The sequence below is a fragment of the Pseudoxanthobacter soli DSM 19599 genome, from assembly GCF_900148505.1.
Classification (GTDB): Bacteria; Pseudomonadota; Alphaproteobacteria; order Rhizobiales; family Segnochrobactraceae; genus Pseudoxanthobacter; species Pseudoxanthobacter soli.
The window spans coordinates 1-19819 of record NZ_FRXO01000004.1; the positions used below are offsets into that span (position 1 = coordinate 1).

14 protein-coding genes are annotated in these 19819 nt (G+C 65.4%); 6 read left to right on the forward strand and 8 right to left on the reverse strand.

The window, feature by feature from the left end; all coding sequences use genetic code 11:
• Positions 1-5525, reverse strand: a 5525-nt coding sequence (locus tag BUF17_RS10335) for a GLUG motif-containing protein (RefSeq protein ID WP_175563679.1), incomplete at its 3' end; no start/stop codon positions are given.
• A 642-nt stretch (positions 5526-6167) separates the two neighbouring features.
• Between BUF17_RS10335 and ansP the strand changes: the two genes are divergently transcribed.
• On the forward strand, positions 6168-7679 hold the full coding sequence (gene ansP, locus BUF17_RS10340) for an L-asparagine permease (RefSeq protein ID WP_084564447.1): 1512 nt from the start codon (positions 6168-6170) through the stop codon (positions 7677-7679).
• A 567-nt stretch (positions 7680-8246) separates the two neighbouring features.
• Here the strand turns inward: ansP and BUF17_RS10345 are convergent.
• The 3 genes from BUF17_RS10345 to BUF17_RS10355 form a co-directional block, all read right to left on the reverse strand.
• Positions 8247-10097: a ShlB/FhaC/HecB family hemolysin secretion/activation protein gene (locus BUF17_RS10345; RefSeq protein ID WP_210215432.1), complete on the reverse strand. Its 1851-nt coding sequence runs from the start codon at positions 10095-10097 to the stop codon at positions 8247-8249.
• Positions 10098-10404: 307 nt separating this feature from the next.
• Positions 10405-11085 carry a DUF1345 domain-containing protein gene (locus BUF17_RS10350; protein WP_073628386.1) on the reverse strand — a complete coding sequence of 227 codons (681 nt, stop codon included), beginning with the start codon at positions 11083-11085 and terminating at the stop codon, positions 10405-10407.
• Positions 11086-11095: 10 nt separating this feature from the next.
• Positions 11096-12208: an S-(hydroxymethyl)glutathione dehydrogenase/class III alcohol dehydrogenase gene (locus BUF17_RS10355; RefSeq protein WP_073628388.1), complete on the reverse strand. Its 1113-nt coding sequence runs from the start codon at positions 12206-12208 to the stop codon at positions 11096-11098.
• Between the two features lie 252 nt (positions 12209-12460).
• Here BUF17_RS10355 and BUF17_RS10360 point away from each other — a divergent pair, with 252 nt between their 5' ends.
• Positions 12461-12985 (forward strand): gamma carbonic anhydrase family protein, encoded by a 525-nt coding sequence (locus BUF17_RS10360; RefSeq protein WP_073628390.1) that lies wholly within the window; start codon positions 12461-12463, stop codon positions 12983-12985.
• Positions 12986-13055: 70 nt separating this feature from the next.
• The gene (nikR, locus tag BUF17_RS10365) at positions 13056-13511 is read left to right on the forward strand and encodes a nickel-responsive transcriptional regulator NikR (RefSeq protein ID WP_073628392.1); all 456 of its coding nucleotides are present in this window, start codon (positions 13056-13058) and stop codon (positions 13509-13511) included.
• A gap of 51 nt (positions 13512-13562) precedes the next feature.
• Here nikR and BUF17_RS10370 read toward each other — a convergent pair whose 3' ends face one another.
• The 4 genes from BUF17_RS10370 to BUF17_RS22910 form a co-directional block, all read right to left on the reverse strand.
• Positions 13563-14207 carry a 2-dehydro-3-deoxy-6-phosphogalactonate aldolase gene (locus BUF17_RS10370; protein ID WP_073628394.1) on the reverse strand — a complete coding sequence of 215 codons (645 nt, stop codon included), beginning with the start codon at positions 14205-14207 and terminating at the stop codon, positions 13563-13565.
• 26 nt (positions 14208-14233) lie between these two features.
• Positions 14234-15217 carry a 2-dehydro-3-deoxygalactonokinase gene (locus BUF17_RS10375; protein WP_073629206.1) on the reverse strand — a complete coding sequence of 328 codons (984 nt, stop codon included), beginning with the start codon at positions 15215-15217 and terminating at the stop codon, positions 14234-14236.
• Positions 15214-16086: an IclR family transcriptional regulator gene (locus BUF17_RS10380; RefSeq protein WP_073628396.1), complete on the reverse strand. Its 873-nt coding sequence runs from the start codon at positions 16084-16086 to the stop codon at positions 15214-15216. Before BUF17_RS10380 ends, BUF17_RS10375 begins: the two co-directional genes overlap by 4 nt.
• A 201-nt stretch (positions 16087-16287) precedes the next feature.
• A complete protein-coding gene (locus BUF17_RS22910; RefSeq protein ID WP_210215444.1) occupies positions 16288-16527 on the reverse strand; it encodes a hypothetical protein in 240 nt (79 codons plus the stop codon).
• Positions 16528-16757: 230 nt separating this feature from the next.
• Here BUF17_RS22910 and BUF17_RS10385 point away from each other — a divergent pair, with 230 nt between their 5' ends.
• The 3 genes from BUF17_RS10385 to BUF17_RS10395 all read left to right on the forward strand — a co-directional run bounded on the left by BUF17_RS10385 (position 16758) and on the right by BUF17_RS10395 (position 19811).
• Positions 16758-17714 carry a sulfonate ABC transporter substrate-binding protein gene (locus BUF17_RS10385; protein ID WP_073628398.1) on the forward strand — a complete coding sequence of 319 codons (957 nt, stop codon included), beginning with the start codon at positions 16758-16760 and terminating at the stop codon, positions 17712-17714.
• Positions 17715-17862: 148 nt separating this feature from the next.
• Positions 17863-19035 (forward strand): FMNH2-dependent alkanesulfonate monooxygenase, encoded by a 1173-nt coding sequence (gene ssuD, locus BUF17_RS10390; protein ID WP_073629208.1) that lies wholly within the window; start codon positions 17863-17865, stop codon positions 19033-19035.
• A gap of 8 nt (positions 19036-19043) precedes the next feature.
• Entirely contained in the window at positions 19044-19811 is a 768-nt protein-coding gene (locus tag BUF17_RS10395) for an ABC transporter permease subunit (RefSeq protein ID WP_073628400.1), read from the forward strand.
• The last annotated feature ends 8 nt before the right edge of the window (positions 19812-19819 follow it).

Sequence of the window (19819 nt, forward strand, 5' to 3'; positions counted from 1 at the left end):
CCGGTGAGGGTGAAGTTGTTGGAGGCGAAGCTGGCGGTGGTGTTGCCGTTGTAGGTCTTGGTCACCGTGCCGGCGAGAACGGCGGAGAGCGACGCCTGGGTGATGGTGCCGACGTTTTCAGAGAGCGAGGTGGTGGTGAGCACGTAGTTGCTGGCGGCCGTCCCCGTCAGGGTAAGGCCGGAGACGGAGACGTTAATGCCGGAGCCGGCATTGGCGGTGGCATAGGTGCCTGTCGCAGGCGAGATCAGCACATCGTCCGATCCCACCACACCCGTAAGGGTGAAGTTGTTGGAGGCGAGGCTGGCGGTGGTGTTGCCGTTATACGTCTTGGTCACGCCGGTGAGGACCGCCGAGAGCGAGGCCTTGGCAACAGTGGCGATGTTGTCTCCGTAGTAGAAGACACGGTAGCTCTGGCCCGACGCACTGCTCGCGTTAACATTTTGCGCAACCATGCTGACGGTGCTTGTACCCGCCGGTGTGGTTGCATTGACAGCGATCGTGCCGCCAGCCAGGGCAATGGTGTCGCCGGCCGGTCCAAAGACATATCGGGCGGGCCCTCCGACCGAGATGACGGACGTCGTGGCCGCGGTGGTGTCGCCGTAGGTCGAATTGGTGGTGACCGTCTGTGCCCAGACAACGGGCGTCAGCGCGTAAAGCGCGGCGTAGTAACCGCTGCTCGGGGGCGCCCAGGTCGTTTCGAAATCCCAACCCGCGCTCGAAGCGGTGGCGACGAAAGAGGCGGTGTCCTGGAATTCGGCAGGCGTGAGGTCGCTGGAGTCTGTGACGGTGCCCGTGCCGTTGAAGACGCCCGGGGTGAGGCTCATGGTCCAGTAGGACGCCGTTATCGTACCGTCGTTCGATCCAACGAGTGCTCCAATGACCGTCTCTGTTCCCGATACGCTACCGATGGCATAGGTCTTGTCAATGCTTCCAGTACTGTAACCTACGAGACCCCCGACCACATCGCCGGCCGCGACATCCCCGGTGGCGTAAGCATTCTCGATCGTGCCGCTATTGTTCCCGACGAGGCCGCCTGCGAACAACGGGTCGCTACCGGACGAGGTCACTGTTCCTGTCGCATAGGCCGTCGATATCGAACCCGCGTTAAATCCAACGAGTCCGCCGATCGAGTTGTTGCCCGTCACCGCCGTGGTCGAGAAGACGTTCTCCAACAGGCCGTCATTGTTTCCCACGAGGCTGCCGGCGGCCCAGTTCGAGCCGGTCACGGACCCGCCGACGAGGCCGACATTCCGGATAACGGAGCTACCCGCGGCGTTTCCGAACAAGCCCGCATATGCATCCGCAAAGGAGGAGCGGTCTATGAACAGGTTTGAAACGGTGTGACCGGTTCCGTCGAGAGAGCCGGTGAACGCGTTCGAAGCATCACCGATCGGAGAGAATCCGGTCGCGGTGTTCCACATCTGGGACGCCTGCTGCGTCGCGGACAGGTCGATGTTTGCTCCGAGCGTGTAGGCTGCGTCGAGATTCAACGTCATCAACTGAAGCTGGTGCGCGTTGACGACGGTCGTGGACCACTCTGATCTCAGGAACGGACGGGTTTCGCCGGAAATAAGATACCAGGTGTTGTTGAAATCGAAGCCCGTATATGTGCTTTCGGCGAAAGCATTCGCCGTGGCGAATGGGGTGGCCGCCGTTGATTGAGGATCGCTGCCGATGCCGGTGGTCATGCCCGACGTGCCGACGTCCCAATAGCCGGAGGAGATGGAGCCGGTGTCGCTGCGACCGGCAAATCCGCCTGCGAAGCAGGCTGCGGGTGCGCAAGCCGCGGCATCGACAGCGCCGGTCGAATAAGCCCTCGTGATGGAGCCATAGAAATTGTCGCCGACGAAGCCACCGACGAGGCTGTCGTTCCCATCAGGCGAGATGGCCGTCAGGGTTACGGCACCCGTGGAATAGGAGTCGGTGATGGAGGCATCTTGCAGGCTGCCGACAAAACCGCCGACGGTATCTCCGGATTGCATATCGTCGCTGCTCGAGACCGCGCCCGTTGCATAGGACTGTATCACCGAGCCGGCATGGCTGCCGTCGTCGCTGTTTTTCAGCGTTCCCGCGAACCCGCCGACCGCCTTGCTGCCGGAAACGGCACCACTGGCGTAAGAATTGACGATGGTCGTGCCGCCAGCATAGCCGATAAGACCGCCGGCAGAATGCAGCGAGGTGACAGTGCCGGTTGCGTAAAGGCTTCCGTAGGTCGCGCTGGACGTATAACCCACGAGTCCGCCGACGGAGTCAGCGCCGGACACGTTCGCCGTGCTGTACGAAGCGGAGACGGCGCTGCCTTCGTCGTGCCCGATCAGACTGCCGACTTCGCTTGCACCCGTGATAGTGCCACCGACGAGGCCGACGCGAGTGATGCCGGCGGAATTCGTAACCCCGAACAACCCGACCTGGTCGGTCTGGGGCCTGTCGATCGTGAGGTTCGAGATGGTGTAGCCGTGTCCGTCGAACCTCCCGCTGAACGTCACGATGGCGTTGCCGATCGGCACGAAGCCGGCGGCACTCCAGATGCCCGCGGCATCGGTACCGGCGGTGGCGCTGGCGTCGATATCAGTGGAGAGCGAATAGACGCTCGATGGGTCAGCGCCCGCCAGCTGCAACTGATGCGCATTGGAGATCGATATCTCGCCGTTGACGCTCGGGGCGGCCTCCCATCGGCCGATCGGTCGGATCTCGCCCGTCTGGAACCAATTGGAATTGAAATCCCAGCCGGAATAGGAACTCGAGTCCCGCGCCTGGGCCGTCGTCAGGCCGAAGCTGTCGGCAGAGCCGGCTGAATGGACCTGACCTGTCGTGTCCACGTCCCAATAGGAGCTGTCGACCGTTCCCCAGGTGGTGTTGCTGCCGACAAGACCACCGACATTGTTCGAACCGGTGACGGCGCTGCTCGCGTAGGTGCCGGTGATCGTGCCGTCCTGGTTAGTTCCGGCGAGACCGCCGACGCTGTCGGTTCCCGTGACGCTGCCAAGAGCATAGGAATCGGTGATGGCGCCAAAATTCCAGCCGGCGAGGCCTCCCGTTTTCGTTGTGCCCGTTACGGAGCCACTGGCATAGGAGTCTTCGATCAGCGCGCCGGCCAGGCCAACAAGCCCTCCAACGCTATCGCCGGACCCCACCACCGAGCCGGTGGCATAGGACTTCGAGACAGTGTCTCCGGTTGTTCCTGCGAGGCCGCCAACATAATTCCGGCCGTTGACCGCACCGGTTGCATGGGACCCGGTGATCGTGGCCTGAGAGTTGCCGGCAACCCCGCCAACATAGTCAACGCCGCTGACGGGTCCCGTGGCGTATGAGTCCGTGATGCCGCGACCGCCGCCGGAATTGAGGCCGACGAGGCCTCCGACAAAAGAGCTGCTACCGACGACAGACAGGTTGGTCGAGGCATTGGAGACGAGGCCGGCTGATGAGCCCACGAGCGAGCCGACACTGCCTCGACCGACTACGCTGCCGTTCCGGAGATTGATGTCGCGAACAGTGGCGCTGTAGGTTGTTTCGGCGAACAGGCCGACATTGTCGACGCTGGGGGCGTCGATCTCCAGGTTTGAGATGGTGTTGCCGAGACCGGCGAAAACCCCCGTGAACGAACCCGAGACCAAGGCATTCGAATAGACCGTCCCCGATGCGTCGAGACTCTGGGCCAAAGCATAGGCGCCCGAGAGACCGCTGCTGTCGATCCCGTCGAGATCGGCCATCGAATGGATCAGCGTGTAGTTCTGAAGTGAGCCGGCAGTACCGATCTGCAGGGTGGCGTTGGCCCCCGAGAGGGTGATCGGCGCATTGACGATGTAGTCGTAGCTGGAGCCATACTGGATCACGAGCCCGGCACTCTGGCCGGTCGCTGTGACGGAGGCATTGAAGATGACGTTGGCGGCAGCGGCGAGCGTCAACGTCGTATCTGCCGACCAGGAAATCGGGGCCGCGACGACGATGTTGCCTTCCTCGCTTCCAGTGCCGGCCGAAGACGCCGTCGTGACCGTCACGTTGGCACTGGCGAGGGCGCTCTCCAGCTCAGAGACGCTCAGATAAGCATCTTCGCCCATGGCCGCGATCGTCGGAGGGACGGTAACGCCGCCGGTCGATCCGTCATATATGGTGAGATTGTAGGGGTCGAGAAGGAGGGTTCCGATGGCGCCACGCTCGGCAGTCAGGTCGACCTTGCCGCGGAAATCGAGCACGGCCTTTCCGGAAATCTCGGCATTGCCGCCGTCACCGTTGCCCGAGCCGCGGGCAGTGAGGTTGCCTTCGAATGTGGTGAGGTCGTCCGACCAAACGACGATCTGACCTCCGTCACCTGCCGTTCCATCGGCGACGAGACTGGCACCTGCCGCGACCGTCGTGGTCGAAGCCGTGGCGACTGCCTCCGGAAGCAGCTTCTTCGCGGCGTCCTTGCCGCCCTGGAAGTCGCCGCCGATCAGAATGACGCCGCCTGCGGTGCCGCTGACATCCACGACCGCCGTGTCGGTGAGGGTGACGGCCTTGCCCGCGACGACCACAGTGCCACCAGCGGCGTTCGCACCGGAGCCCTCGGCCGAAAGCGTTCCGGAGATCTTGGCAGAGCCGCCGGACACGCGAATGTCGCCGCCCTTCCTGGCGCTATTCTGCGCCGTGAGCTTTCCGTTCCGGGCCTTGCCGCCGGTCTGGCTGGCAACCGGCTTCGATGCGGTGATGGTGCCGCCCGCCTCGACGGAGCCATCATCGCCAGCCGTCAGGAAGATGCGGCCGCCCTTCGTGGCAGTGCCCGTCGCGGCGACGATCCCGCCGGTGTTGCCGGCGAGTGCGTAGACGTTGCCGCCGTTGGCGCGCAGCTCCGCCGCAGCCGCCTGAATCTTGCCGCGGGTCTTCACCTCTGTGTCGGCGCCGCCGACCTTGACCTGGAACTTGCCGCCATCGAGATCGCTGTCGCTGACGAGGACCTCGTAACCGGCGGCGAGGGCAGCCGTGCCCTTCGGCGCAGTGATCGTGCCGGTGTTGTCGACGGCGCGGGCGATGAGGGCCACGTCCCCGCCGAGGGAGCCGATGGTGCCGGCGTTGACAACGGTCGCCTTCGACGAACCGGAGAACGTCATGCTGCCGCCGTTGAGGAAGTCGGCGTCGGCTATATCGAGAGTGGAGGCGACGAAGGACCCGCCGGTTGCAACCTTGCCGGTGGAGCTGACGGTGACGCCGGCCGGATTGACCAGGTAGACGGAACCCGAGGCCGAGAGCGAGCCGTCGATGCGGGAGGGGACGTTGCCGGTCACGCGGTTGAGGGTCGAGCCCGAGCCGTTATTGAAAGTAACGGCGTTGCGCTGGCCGATCGAGAAAGAGCCCCAGTTGATGATGGCGCTGCGGCTCGATTGATTGACGACGAGGCTTGTGCCAGAGCGGGTGAGGATCGAGGCGGCGCCGAAGGCAACCGAGCCACCAGTCGGCAGCGCCGCAATTATCGGCGAAGAGACCGGCAACGATTGTGCGGCCACAGGCGTCACGCCCGCGACCACAAGAGCGACGCTCGTCATCAGGCTCATCGAGCCGTGGCTTCGCTTCGCGCGCATTTGCTTCCCCCGCAATTCGCCCTGCTCAACTCTCCTGCCGGCAGCAAACCGCCGCCGTCGCACGGCACCCGCCACCTTCGGCGCCGGTCAGCACGCAGAGTCGTCTAAGGTAACCATAAGTTAGGGTTGCATTGCGCTGTCAACGCCTAGCTCAGAATGCGGGCCGCCTATTTTTGACTTCACTTTTGAGGTGCGCTTCGCTGTGGACAGGCCGCAGGCGGCAATTCCAGATTGTCAGCCGGCGGACCCGGGTTGCTGCCACGGCTTACCGCTCGCTGTCCGCTGTTTGGAACGCGGGAATGCCGTTGAAGACGTTCCGTGTGGGCGCGCTTCGATCCTGGTTCATCCATCGGCGACACCCGCCCGGTCGCATCCGGTGGCGCCATCGGTGCCGTTGCTATTCCCTGAGGCGGCTTTATGAGTCTTCCTAGTGGCTGCGAAGCTCCGGCATTTGCCGGGTGGCGGATGTCGCCGACAGGGACGCGCATGATTCGGTTGCCCGGGCCGTGCGGTCAGGGGGACGCATGGCACGGGACCTGCATGCGATCGGCCCCGTCGTTCGGCCGGTCCGGATGCGACGACAGCTGATGCGTATGCGATGCAATCGGGGGGAACATGACGGTCGCCGGTTCGGATAACGAAGAAATATCGCCTGCAGACGTCGACATCACCGCCTTCGATAAGAAGGCGTGGCTGGCGTCTCACGACCATGGCCTTCATCAGGGCCTGGGCAGACGTCAGGTGCAGATGATCGCCATCGGCGGCGCCATCGGCACCGGCCTGTTTCTCGGCGCTGGCGCCCGCCTCGAGCAGGCCGGGCCGTCGCTGGCCCTCGTCTACCTCGTTTGCGGCGTGTTCGCGTTCCTCATCCTGCGGGCGCTCGGCGAACTGGTGATGCACCGCCCGAGCAGCGGCAGTTTCGTCTCCTATGCCCGCGAGTTCCTGGGAGAACGTGCCTCCTATGTGGCCGGCTGGCTCTACTTTCTGAACTGGGCGATGACGGGTATCGTCGATATCACCGCCGTCGCGCTCTACATGCAGTACTGGGACGCTTTCACAAGCGTGCCGCAATGGGTGTTCGCGCTCGTCGCGCTGTGCATCGTGACCGCGCTCAATGTCGTCAACGTCAAGTATTTCGGCGAGATGGAGTTCTGGTTCGCCGTCATCAAGGTCGGCGCGCTGAGCCTGTTCCTGATCGTCGGCGTGACGGTACTCGGCGTCGGCTCCGGCGTCGCCGGGCATCCGACCGGCATTCACCTCATCACCGATAACGGCGGCTTCTTCCCCCACGGCATTCTGCCGGCTCTGGTGCTGATCCAGGGCGTGGTGTTCGCCTATGCCGGCATCGAGCTCATCGGCATCGCCTCCGGCGAGTGCAAGGACGCGCGCACGGTGCTGCCGCGGGCCATCAACGGCGTGATCTGGCGCATCGCGCTGTTCTATGTCGGATCGGTGGTGCTGCTGGTGTGCCTGCTGCCCTGGAACCAGTACCACGCCTCCGAAAGCCCGTTCGTCACCTTCTTTGCTGCCCTCGGCATCCCGGGCATCGGAACGGCGATGAACATCGTGGTGCTGACGGCGGCCATGTCCAGCCTGAACTCGGGTCTCTATTCGACAGGTCGCGTGCTGAGGTCGCTGGCGATGGGCGGGTCCGCGCCGCCGCTGCTTGCGAAGCTGAACGCCCATTCCGTCCCCTTCGTCGGCATCATGGTCACCGTGGCGATCTATGCCGTCGGCGTGGTCCTGAACTATCTGGTGCCGTCGCGTGTGTTCGAGATCGTGCTCAACATCGCCTCGCTCGGCATCATCTCGACGTGGGGCTTCATCCTCGTCTGCCAGCTTCGCCTGCGTCAGGCGATCGCCAAAGGCGAGGCGGAGCCGGTGAGCTTCCGGATGCCGGGCGCGCCCTTCACGACGTGGCTGACACTCGGCTTCCTTCTCTGCGTGCTCGTGCTGATGGCGTTCGACTATCCGAACGGCACCTTCACCGTTGCCGCGATCCCGTTCCTCGCCGTGCTGCTTTGGCTCGGGTGGTTTTTCCTGCGCCGGCTCCAGCCCATGAAGCCGGTGATTCCCTCGGCGATTCTCACCGACCGGGTGCTGGGTGAAGGACGGCCGAAGTCCTGAACGGCTTGCGGGTCGGCCCTACAACGGCCGGCCCGCCAAGACCAAGATGGACTGAAGCCAAATCGACAGGCTCCGTCGCGGTCGCAACAGGGCCTTTCTTATGTCAGCGATGACGGACCCACTTGTCAGCTGTAACGGACCCATTGAGCAATGCCGGGGTCTGCAGCTCAACATTGCCGGCCAATGGGCGGGCGCGACGGTGGAAAACGATCTCGTCGGAGACGATTGACTGGCAGGCGAACTTGGACAGGTGCGCAAGGTAAGAAAGGCACCGATCCGCTGCGAGGAAGAGACCAACCTTGTCGCTTTGCACCCGTCGCCGCGGCGTGACAAACGACGGATTCGGCGAGGGGGAGGGACGGGCGTAACGCCGACGCGGACAAGCGTCTGATGTCCCTCGGAAGGGGCGCCGTCGACGCGCTCACTCGGCTATAGAGCATAACCCTTTCAGATCGAACCGATCTGAACGGCAATAATATGCCCAAGCCTTTGAATCTGGAGCGATTTCTGGTCGATCTGATGAGTCCATCAGATCGGAAAGCGCTCTAAGCTCGCGCGACATCCTCGTCAGAACGAGACGACGAGCCTTGCCTGAACCGTGACGGTGCCACGATTGGTGCTTGGCCCGTTCGTGAGGGCAACACCGGCCACCGCGCCCGCCTGGACGTTGTTGGCGAGGGTGTAGTCGAGCCCGGCGCCGACGCCGACGAGGGTGGTGTCGGCGTTCTGCTCCAGCGTCGAGAGCGCGTCGAGATTGTAGTTGTGCCCGTAGCCGACATCGACGAAAGCATAGGGAGAGACGGCGTCCTGCAGGGCGCCGATAACCGGTGCGTTGAGGCCGAGGCGCCCAAGGGCGGTAAACACCGGCAGGCGGAGCTCGTTGCGCAGCACGAAGCCGCTGTCGACACTGCCGTCGTCAAGGGTGTAGCCGCGCGTGCCGTAATAGCCACCGATGGCGAGCTGCTCGGTGTCCGGCAGCGCCTGGCCTGCGATCTGGCCGGTGAGGGAGACGTTCCAGAAGAAGCCGGAGAGCCACGGAATGGCCGCGAGCGGCGTGACCTGGGTAATGTTGCCGAAGATATAGGCGTAGTTGATGTCGGTGACGCGCCCGTTCGAGTAGGTATTCCACGTTCCGCTGGTATTGCCGCCGACCACGCCGCCGGGATTGACCACGAGGCGCAGGTCGATGGCTGTGGAGCCGTTGTCCGCATGCTGCCAGGAACCGCTCCAGCCGGCGATGAGATCGAAGACGCCGGCGCTGCCTTTCGCCACTTCGATGCCCTGGTACCGGGTCTTGCGGGCGGCCCATTTCGGCGCCACGCCGAAATAGAGGTCGCCCCATCCGGCGAGACCAGCGGCGAGATTCGACACGGCGGAGCGATAGAGGATCGGCAGCTCGAACGTGGTGTTCTGGAAGGTCAGGATGTCGCCGAGGCTCTCCTGGCTGGTCGCCACGAAGCTTGGGGTGATCTCCAGGGCCTGGCGCGCGAAGGTCGGAATGGCGATGCGGCCGGCGTGGCTGACATAGTCCGGCCAGTGGGTGCCGGACAGGTTGATGGATGCCGGATCGGAAAAGAGGTTGCCGCTTCCAGTGAGCTGATAGGACAGCGTCAGATCGTGCAGCGCCTCGATTCCGGCACCGAAGCCGACGAAGTAGCGGTTGAGATCGGTCTCCTTGGTGCCGGTGTTCGACCAGCCGGCAAAGACCTGCCACGGCTTCTTCCGGGTGACCTCAAGGGTGAGGTCGCTGGCGCCGAGATTGGAGCCCGGCTCGAAGACGCCGTTCAACTGGCGGTATGGGAACCGGTTCAGCCAGTCCAGATCCTCGGAGATCTGAGCCGCCTCGATGATCTGGCCTTGCGGCGCTCGCACCGCGTTCACCAGTCCTGCGTCCGCCGTGCCGATCGCAGCCGATCCGCCCTTGGCTTCAAGGGCCGAAATCTGGTCCTTGACCTGAACCTTGCCGGCGCGGAACGGGACGACGCGCAGCTGCAGCACGCCCGACGTGACTTCCTGCGGGGGGGCGGTGACGGAGACGAACGGCCGCCCGGCCTGTCGATAGGCCGTCGCGATCGCGGCCTGGGCGTCGGCGACGAGCTTGCGCGACAGCGGCTTGCCGACGAACGGGGCGAGAACGGTCTTGAGCCGGTCGGTCGACAGCCCTTCGACGCCCTCGAACGAGAGGCCGGCGGGCGGCCTGGACAGCACGGCATCGTTGAGCCCGATGACGCGGATACCGGCTACATCGACACCGAGCGGGGAAGCATCTTCGGTCACCGTCGGACCGGTGGAACTGCGCAGTCCGCCGCCGCCGCTCGATACGATCGGCGGCAGGTTGCGCTCCACCACGCCGCGCGCCTGCGCCAGCACCGCTTCGGGCATCAGAGTTGCCGCGACGATGGCGGCCGAGCCGAGCAATCCCGCAACCCGGCTGTGCTGTCCGATCGTTCTGCCTTCGGCCTTCTGCCGGCGCGATCCGTTGCCGGCGCGGCTTGCCAGAGAGCAGCCGGCTAAAGGCTTTCGGGTTTTGCGAGAGCGATCGTCGGACTTCATCACGGCGGGCTTTCAAGAGGTCGGCATCACAACCGGCGTGAGGCTTGACGAGGGAAGATGGCCCGATTCAGAGCGGGAAGAAAGTGCAATGAGGCAACATGTTGTGAAGTCATGTCGCAATTTCGCCGGCACCTCGCCGCAAGCGTGGCGCGGCCGAATGGAGGTGACGCTCTCAACTCCCGAGTGTGACGGCGACGTTGACCGCGGCCGCGACGAGAACGGTGTTGAAGAAGAACGACACGATCGAATGCACGAGATTGACGCGACGCATCGCCGAACTGGTGACATTCGTGTCGGATGTCTGAGCTGTCATGCCGATGACGTAGGCGAAATAGAGGAAGTCGGTGCCGCAGGGCTCGTCTGTGCCCGGAAAGGCGAGCCCGCCCCGTGGCTTGCGCGGCTTGTCGGGCACTCCGGCGGCATTCAGGCTCGGCTGCCAGTACAGATGCGCGTAGTGGGTCGCCGCCATCATGTGGATGGTGAACCAGCCGAGCGGAACCGCCGCGAGCGTCAGCGCCAGCGCGACGCCGCCCGGTTCGGACTTGTTGTTGATGAGCAGAAATAGCGACGCCACGGCGACCACGATGGCAGCGAACGTGACGAGGAAGATGATCCACACCGGCTCGTCGGATGCCGCGGCATGCCGCTTGAGATAAGACGGCGTCATGCGCGGCACGCCGATGCCGGTGAGCACCAGATAGACGACGAAGAAGGCGTTGGCGGACACCGGCACAGCCAGTTCTCGCCGCATCAGCCATGCGGCGAAGAAGCCGGCCGCCGCGCAGAGCGCGGCGATATAGAACGGCACATGGCGCCTGAACGGAAGACTGAATCCGCCGCTTCCGCTTGCCAACGCCGTTGCCTCAGTAGACCACGACGGAGCGGATCGACTTGCCTTCGTGCATGAGATCGAACGCGGTGTTGATCTCCTCGAGCGGCATGGTGTGCGTGATCAGGTCATCGATGTTGATCTTGCCGTCCATGTACCAGTCGACGATCTTCGGCACGTCGGTGCGGCCGCGGGCGCCGCCGAACGCGGTTCCCTTCCACACACGGCCGGTCACGAGCTGGAACGGACGGGTCGCGATCTCACGGCCCGCTTCGGCGACGCCGATGATGATCGACTCGCCCCAGCCACGGTGACAGCACTCGAGCGCCTGGCGCATGACGTTGACGTTGCCCGTGGCGTCGAACGAGAAGTCCGCCCCGCCGTCCGTCAGATCCTGAATGGCCTGCACGACCTTGTCGTTGCCGACCTCCTTCGGGTTGACGAAATGCGTCATGCCGAACTTGCGCGCCATCGCCTCCTTGCCGGGATTGATGTCGACGCCGATGATCCGGTCGGCGCCGACCATCCGCGCGCCCTGGATGACGTTGAGGCCGATGCCGCCGAGACCGAACACCACGACATTGGCTCCCGGCCACACCTTCGCGGTGTAGATCACGGCGCCGATGCCGGTCGTCACGCCGCAGCCGATGTAGCAGATCTTGTCGAACGGGGCGTCCTCGCGAACCTTGGCCACCGCGATCTCCGGCAGCACGGTGAAGTTCGAGAACGTCGAGCAGCCCATATAGTGGAACACTTCGCCGCCGTCGCACGAGAAGCGGGAGGTCTTGTCCGGCATCAGGCCCTGACCCTGGGTCGAGCGGATCGCGGTGCAGAGATTCGAACGCTGCGAAAGGCAGGTCTTACACTGGCGGCATTCGGGTGTGTAAAGCGGGATGACGTGATCGCCCGGCTTCACGCTGGTGACGCCCGCGCCGACTTCGCGAACGATGCCCGCGCCCTCATGGCCGAGGATCGCGGGGAACTTGCCTTCCGAATCGAGACCGGAGAGCGTGTAGGCGTCGGTATGGCACACACCGGTCGCCATGACCTCGATGAGGACCTCGCCAGCCTTGGGCCCGCCGATCTCGACGGTTTCGATCGTCAGGGGCTTGTTCGCCTCCCAGGCAACGGCGGCTCTGCTCTTCATGTCGATCTCCTTGTCGGTGGTCCGCGGCGGCCGTTGTTCGCGTCCGCGCCGGCTCGGCCGCCGGTGGCGCGGATCCCTGTTCCCTCAGCGTGTTTAGAGCATCCCGGGTCGAAGTGCGAAGCGGTTTTGGAAGCATCCGAATGTGGGCGTCGCGCTTTCTGCGGGGGCCCGGATGCCCTTATGTAGACCTCCGAGGAAGCCGTCGATTCGAGCGGCAAGCCGTCCGCCGGCGGCGGACAGAGGGAGAAACGCATGCCGATCTACGCCCTTGACGAGGTGGTCCCCGATATCGCCGCAGATGTCGCCTGGATCGCGCCGGATGCTGTGGTGGCGGGCAATGTCCGGATTGCGACCGATGCGAGCATCTGGTTTGGGGCCGTGCTGCGCGGCGACAACGAGCGCATCGACATCGGCCGCGGCGCGAACATCCAGGACGGGTGCGTGCTTCACACCGATCCCGGCAAGCCGCTGACGGTCGGCGAGCATTGCACCATCGGCCACCGCGCCATCCTGCACGGCTGCACGATCGGCCCGCAGTCGCTCGTCGGCATGGGCGCGACGATCCTGAATGGCGCCGTCATCGGTCGCAATTGCATCATCGGTGCCAATGCGCTGGTGACGGAGGGAAAGGTCATTCCGGACAACAGCCTGGTCGTCGGCGCTCCCGGCCGCGTGGTGCGGGAACTCGATGCCAAAGCCGCCGCGGAACTTCTCGCCTCGGCCGAGCACTATGTCCGCAACGGACGCCGGTTCTCGGCCGGGCTTCGGTCCGTCTGAGGACATGAGGGCCGGGAAGTCGCCGTTTCCCACCGCCCGCCCGGTGCGGTGACGGGTAAGGAGAAGCCAGATGCAGCGCGTGACGATCACCCTCGACGACGATCTGATGGCGGAGATCGACGCCTTCATGTCAGCGCGCGGATACGGCAACCGGTCGGAAGCGATCCGCGATCTGGTCCGGGCCGGTTTCGGTGAACTCGGAACGGGTGGTGACGACGACCGGCCCTGCGTCGCGGCGCTGGTCTATGTGTTCGATCACGAACGGCGTGATCTGGCCCGGCGACTGACCAATGCCCACCACGACCATCACGATCTCTCGCTCGCCACCACGCACGTTCATCTCGATGCGGAAACCTGCATGGAGGTGGCGTTGTTGCGAGGGGCGGTGGGCGAGGTCAGGCATTTCGCCGATCACGTGATGGCCGAACGCGGCGTGCGCCACGGCCGGCTGGTGACGGTGCCGGCGGATGACGCGGGCGGCACCGAAACCGGACAGCCGCGTCACGACCATTCCCACAGCGATTGACGAGCCGGCGGGCTCCGTCATCCGCCGGTCTGTCGCCCGTTTCGGCCGGGCTCAGCCAGCCTTGAGCGCACTCCATGCGGAGACGAAAGCCGCCGCCGCCGTGCCGACGTCTGCGGCCGACATTCCGGGCTTGTAGACGGCCGAGCCGAGGCCGAAACCCGCGGCTCCGGCATCCAGATAAGGCTTCATGTTCGAAGGCGTGATGCCGCCCACCGGCAGCATCCGCGTTCCTTTCGGCAGCACGGCCTTGATGGCCTTGACCACCGGCGGACTGATCATCTCGGCCGGAAACAGCTTCAACGCCGAGGCACCGGCCGCGAGCGCGGCGAAGGCCTCGGTCGGTGTCGCCACGCCCGGCGTGCAGATCAGGCCGGCGGCCGCCGCGGCGGCGATCACGGCGGTGTCGGCGTGGGGCATCACGACGAGATCCGCGCCGATGTCGGCGAGCTTGCCGACCTGCGCGACCTCGAGCACCGTGCCGGCGCCGACGATGGCATCGGCCGGCAGCAGCCTGCGCACCTTCTCGATGCTGACGAAAGGCTCCGGTGAATTGAGCGGAACCTCGATCAGCCGGAAACCGGCCTCGTAGAGAGCGGACGTGATCCCCTCGGCTTCATCCGGCCGCAGGCCGCGCAGGATGGCGACGAGAGGCAGGCGGGAGAACGCGCCGTCGAAGCGGTCGGAAATCGCTGTCATGGAAGCACCTGTCATGGAAGCACCTGTCAGAAATGCGCCGGCTGGCCGGCGACGAGGCCCGCGGCGACGGCAAACTGGAACAGCCCGGTGGGCGCGGTGTTTTCGAGCACGGCGGCAGGGCTGACCTCGAACGCGGCGAGGGCATTCTGATAGCGGCGGCAGAGTGCGCCATCGCCGATGAGCACCAGCGGTGCGCCCGGCGTGTGTGCGAGATGCGCGAGGCCGGACACCAGTTCCTGCCCGATCAGAAGGCCGGAGAGATAATCCGGCAGCGCTGCGTGAGGAAGACGGCCGGTGAGGCCGAGCGTGCGGGTCGCGAACAGCTGGTGCGGCAGGTCGCCGGGACCGCCCTTGCGCGCATCGGCGAGGCCGCGGGAGAAGCCGGAGCCGTCCGTCTCGCGAATACCGTCCGTCGGCATCAGGCGGCCGAGGATGGAATGGCGGGATAGAACGGCGAACAACTCGCCGGTCATGTAGCTGACGAAGGACACGATGCGCCCGTCTTCGATGAACGCCCACTTCGAATGGGTGCCCGGCAACACGACGCAGGCGCGTGCCGAAAGCTCGGGATGAAGCGCGAGCGCGCCCGCGATCTGGATTTCCTCGCCCCGCATCACGTCCGGCGTTCCGTCGGCCGGATCGTAGAGCACGCCGGGCGCGATACGGATATCGGGGCCAAGACCGCTCTTCACGACTGCCGCCTGGCGGGCGAGCGCGGAGATGTCGGCCGGACAGGTGATATAGGGCGCTTCCGTCCAACCCTGGGCGCTGCCGACCATACCGCCGGCGACCACGGGCAGGTGTGGCCAGCGCGCGATGTCATCCCCGCACAGCGCCCGGAAGGCCGCCTCGAAGCCGCGGACGCCCGGCTCCGGCAGGTTCTGGATGCCGTGAGCACTGCTCCGTTCGCGCAGCACGACGCCGTGCGCATCCATCAGGAACGCGCGCAGGCTGGATGTGCCCCAGTCGAGCGCCAGCAGCACGGGCTGCACCTCGTCGTCAGTCGTCATCGACGCCTCCATCCCAATTCCCCGGATATCGCCTCGGCGACGGCGCGAACGGCCGGCGCGACCTCGTCCATGCGCTGCTCGCTCATGAATGGGGCTGCGCTGGCGACGCTCAGCGCCGCCACCACGCGTCCCGAGGCATCGCGCAGCGGCGCGGCGACGCAGCGGATGCCGATCTCGTTTTCCTCCCGGTCGAACACGATGTCGCGCTCGCGCGCGGTCAGCATGTCGCGACTGTAGTCTTCCCACGCCGGCAGGCGCGGCCCGGTGTCGTCAACGCCGGCTCGGGCCAGCGCCGCATCATAAAGAGCCTGCCAGCGATCCGGATCCATGCCGAGCATCAGTGCCCGGCCGACACCGGTGCTCGCAAGCGGCATGCGGGAGCCGACCCGCGAGCGCATTTCGAGCCCTCGCCGACCCGGGACCTTGGCGAGATAGACGACATCCGGCCCTTCGATGGTGCCGACGTGGACCGTGTCGCCGACCTCGTGAGCGAGCCGCTCGCAATGAGGCAGGACGAGCGCCACGAGCGGGCGCTGCTCCAGCGCCTTGTCGCCGAGCCCGATCAGTTTCGATCCGAGGAAATAGCCGTGATGGGGAATTTGATGCAGGTAGCCGGCGGCCACGAGGGCGCCGAGCATCCTGTGGGTCGTGCTTCGGGGCGTACCGAGCCGAGCCGAAAGGCCCTGAACGTCGCGGACGCCATCTGCTACGCATTCGAGCAGGGTCAGGCCGCGAAGCAGCGTCTGCGCGCCGGCAGGTTGCGAGCCGTCGCCTTCCGACGGCCCGTTTCGCGAGGCCAGCGTCGCCTGCGATGAACGCGGGTGCGGGTTGCGCGTTCGCGCAGGCGTCCCTTGCCCTTCATCGTTCATGACAGACCGCCCCGCTCAGCGCCGTGTTGTCGGCTTGCTTAAGGGCAGGGGAGGTGTGTGTCAAATAGCGAACGCAGTGTCCAAATAGTGAGACCGCATCGCCTTTTCCGCCGCGTTGCAGCAGCGTGCTGCCGCCGAGCATTCACGCCCGCGCGTACCTAAGCCGGCGAACCGGCGAGGAAATAACGCGCAGTGGGCGTATCAGAACCGGTCCGGGAAGCGCTCCGGCATGATGCCGAGCACGCGCAGCGTCCGGGCATCGGGCTTGGTGTGAACGCGCACTGCCTGCGCGGACGCGACTGCGGCGTCGAACACGCCGATCGCCTCCTGCACCACATCGACGGCCCGGCGGAACGAAGAGCCAAGGCGGGACATAACAATCTCCTCTCGTTTGCTGCGTTGCAATATGGCCAGCCTGTCGCCTGTCACAAGCGCGGCCATGGCAATGCTGTTCTCCGCATTTTGCAGGGCAGTCGTCTGCGGTGCCGGTGGCGCGTCGTCATTCCGGAGTGGTGAGAACAGACATTCCGATAATTCGATCGCACGGAGAATGGGTCGGTCAGAACCGCGGTGTTTTGGAATTATATTTTCTCGATAGATTTAGTATAATTTTCTAGCCTGACCGCAGCATTGAAGGGCGCATCGCCGCCCGGCCGGATCGAGGGTTGGACATGAGACTGAAGCATGGATTGATGGGCGCGCTCCTGGTGGCGGTGGCGGCGATGAGTTCGGTGGCTGCCACGGCCGCGGAGCCGCTGAAGGAGATTCGTCTCGGCTTTCAGAAGACCAGCCTGCCGGTGATCGCCCAGCAGCAGAAGCTCGTCGAGAAGAGCTTCGAGAAGGACGGCGTTGCGGTGAGATGGGTCGAGTTTGCCGCCGGACCGCCGCTGGTGGAGGCGCTGAACGTCGGCTCTATCGATCTCGGCTGGACGGGCGACGCCCCTCCGATCTTCGGGCAGGCGGCCGGTGCGAACTTTGTCTATGTCGCCGCGCTGCCGTCGAACGGGGCGGGTGAGGCGATCTTCGTCAAGCCGGACTCGCCGATCAAGACGCTCGCCGACCTCAAGGGCAAGAAGGTGGGCGTCACCAAGGGCTCCAGCGCGCAGAACCTGCTCGCAGCGGCGCTTGAAAAGGCCGGTGTTCCCTATGCGGAGATCACGCCGGTCTATCTCAGCCCGGCCGATGCCGGCGCCGCCTTCGCCAGCGACAAGATCGATGCATGGGCGGTGTGGGATCCGTTCTTCGCCATCGCCGAGACGCGCTTCCATCCCCGCGTGCTGACGACGACCAAGGCCGAGCTCAACGTCAACACCTATTTCCTCGCCAACAAGACGTTCGCCGCCGAGCATCCGGCCGCCGTCACCACGGTCATCGACGACCTGAAGGCAGCCGCCGCATGGGCCGACGCCAATCGCGACAAGGTGGCCGAGGCGCTGCACGAGGTGACGGGCGTGCCGCTCGAGGCGCAGACCATCGCTGCCAACCGGCAGGTGTTCGGCATCTATCCGCTGACGCCCGAGATCATCGCGGAGCAGCAGAAGACGGCCGATCGGTTCGCCTCCCTCGGTCTCATCCCGAAAAAGATCGTCGTCACCGAAGCGGTTTGGACCCCGCCGTCGGGCAACTGACGCTCGGTCCCTGCGACAGCAGCCGGCGCCGCCCAGCGGCGGGGCCGGCCATCACGAAGACCATGCCGGTTCGCGGCAGTTTCCCCATGGCAGCAGACGGTCCCGAGGACGCGAGCGCTGCCGTCACGATTCAAACGAGGTGTTCGCCATGACCGGGCTTCGGGCGCACAACGATCAGCCGCTCAATTTCTTCTGGTTCATCCCCACCCATGGGGATGGCCGCTATCTCGGCTCGGGCGAGCAGCAGCGCCCGCCCGAGTTCGACTACTTCAAGCAGGTGGCCCAGGCGGTCGACCGGCTCGGCTATGGCGGCGTGCTTCTGCCGACGGGGCAGAACTGCGAGGATTCCTGGATCACCGCCGCCGGCCTCGCGACCGCGACGGAACGGCTGAAATTCCTCGTCGCCCTGCGACCCGGCGTGACCACGCCCGCCTTCGCGGCGCGGCAGACGGCAGGGCTGGACCGGCTTTCCAACGGCCGACTGCTTCTCAACGTGGTGGTCGGCGGCAATCCGGTCGAACTCGCCGGTGATGGCGTGTTCCTGCCCCACGACGAGCGCTATGCCCAGGCGCGCGAGTTCCTCGACATCTGGAGCGCGCTCGTGGAAGGCAAATCCGTCGATTATGACGGCCGCTACTATCAGGTGAAGGGTGGGCGGCTCGACTTCCTTCCCGTCCAGCGCCCACGCCCGCCGCTCTATTTCGGCGGGTCGTCGGAGGCCGGTCATGAACTCGCGGCCGAGCAGGTCGAGCTTTATCTCACCTGGGGCGAGCCGCTCGCGCAGGTGAAGGAGAAGATCGACGCCGTGCGGGCCCGTGCCGCGGCGAAAGGGCGCCGGATGCGGTTCGGCATCCGCCTGCATTTCATCGTGCGCGAGACCGAGGACGAAGCCTGGGCGGCGGCGGACAAGCTGATCAGCCGCATCTCCGACGACCAGATCGCTTCCGCCCAGGAGCGCTTCCTCAAGGAAATGGATTCCGTCGGCCAGCGACGCATGTCCGCGCTTCACGGCGGGCGCCGCGACAAGCTGGTGGTCGCGCCGAACCTGTGGGCGGGCGTCGGTCTCGTCCGTGGTGGTGCCGGCACGGCGCTCGTCGGCGACCCGAAGGCGGTGGCGGCGCGGCTGAGCGAGTATCAGGCGCTCGGCATCGATACGGTGATCGGCTCCGGCTATCCGCATCTCGAGGAATCCTACCGGGTCGCGGAACTGCTGTTCCCCGAACTTGGCCTTGGTGCCGCCCGGCGCGCGCCGCGTGACGAGATCGCGAACGAGTTCGCCGTCGGCCACCACGGCGCTGCGCGGCTGCAGGCGTCGTCATGAGCAAGGCGATGTCGTTCCTGAGGCGCATCGGCGTCGGCTGGCTGCTGCCGGTCGCGATCCTGCTCTTCTGGGAGGCGTCGTCACGGTTCGGCACCATCCCCTCGAGCGTTCTGCCGGCGCCGAGCGACGTCGCGGCGGCGTTCTGGCGGCTCCTGGAATCGGGCGAGTTGCTCCGGAACATCTGGGTCAGCACCGGCCGGGCATTCGCGGGCTTCGTCGTGGGCGGGCTGATCGGGCTCGGCTTCGGGCTGGCCAACGGGCTCTCGTTCCTGAGCCGCGAGATCACCGACACCACGCTGCAAATGGTGCGCAACATCCCGCACCTGGCGCTGATACCGCTGGTGATCCTCTGGTTTGGCATCGACGAGGAAGCGAAGCTGTTCCTCGTCGCTCTCGGTGTGTTCTTCCCGATCTACGTGAACACGCTGCTCGGTATCCAGACCGTCGATCCCCAACTCGTGGAAATGGGCCGCATCTACGGCATGTCGCCGTCGACGCTGTTCTTCCGGGTGATCCTGCCCGGCGCTCTGCCCTCGATGTTCGTCGGCCTGCGCTATGCCCTCGGCATCATGTGGCTGACCCTGATCGTCGCGGAGACGATCTCCGCTTCGTCCGGCCTCGGCTACATGGCGATGCAGGCCCGCGAGTTCCTGATGCTCGACGTCGTCGTGCTTTCGATCCTGATCTACGCCCTGCTCGGCAAGCTTGCCGACAGCGTCGCCCGCGCGCTGGAGAGTGCCTGCCTCAAGTGGCATCCCGCTTTCCAGGCCGCGTAAGGAGACCC

Excerpts from the sequence above, each read along its gene's own strand:
- ansP (WP_084564447.1), top strand. The coding sequence starts at position 6,168 with ATGACGGTCGCCGGTTCGGATAACGAAGAAATATCGCCTGCAGACGTC.
- BUF17_RS10355 (WP_073628388.1), bottom strand. The coding sequence starts at position 12,208 with ATGAAGAGCAGAGCCGCCGTTGCCTGGGAGGCGAACAAGCCCCTGACG.
- BUF17_RS10360 (WP_073628390.1), top strand. The coding sequence starts at position 12,461 with ATGCCGATCTACGCCCTTGACGAGGTGGTCCCCGATATCGCCGCAGAT.
- nikR (WP_073628392.1), top strand. The coding sequence starts at position 13,056 with ATGCAGCGCGTGACGATCACCCTCGACGACGATCTGATGGCGGAGATC.
- BUF17_RS10370 (WP_073628394.1), bottom strand. The coding sequence starts at position 14,207 with ATGACAGCGATTTCCGACCGCTTCGACGGCGCGTTCTCCCGCCTGCCT.
- BUF17_RS10375 (WP_073629206.1), bottom strand. The coding sequence starts at position 15,217 with ATGACGACTGACGACGAGGTGCAGCCCGTGCTGCTGGCGCTCGACTGG.
- BUF17_RS10380 (WP_073628396.1), bottom strand. The coding sequence starts at position 16,086 with ATGAACGATGAAGGGCAAGGGACGCCTGCGCGAACGCGCAACCCGCAC.
- BUF17_RS22910 (WP_210215444.1), bottom strand. The coding sequence starts at position 16,527 with ATGGCCGCGCTTGTGACAGGCGACAGGCTGGCCATATTGCAACGCAGC.
- BUF17_RS10385 (WP_073628398.1), top strand. The coding sequence starts at position 16,758 with ATGAGACTGAAGCATGGATTGATGGGCGCGCTCCTGGTGGCGGTGGCG.
- ssuD (WP_073629208.1), top strand. The coding sequence starts at position 17,863 with ATGACCGGGCTTCGGGCGCACAACGATCAGCCGCTCAATTTCTTCTGG.
- BUF17_RS10395 (WP_073628400.1), top strand. The coding sequence starts at position 19,044 with ATGTCGTTCCTGAGGCGCATCGGCGTCGGCTGGCTGCTGCCGGTCGCG.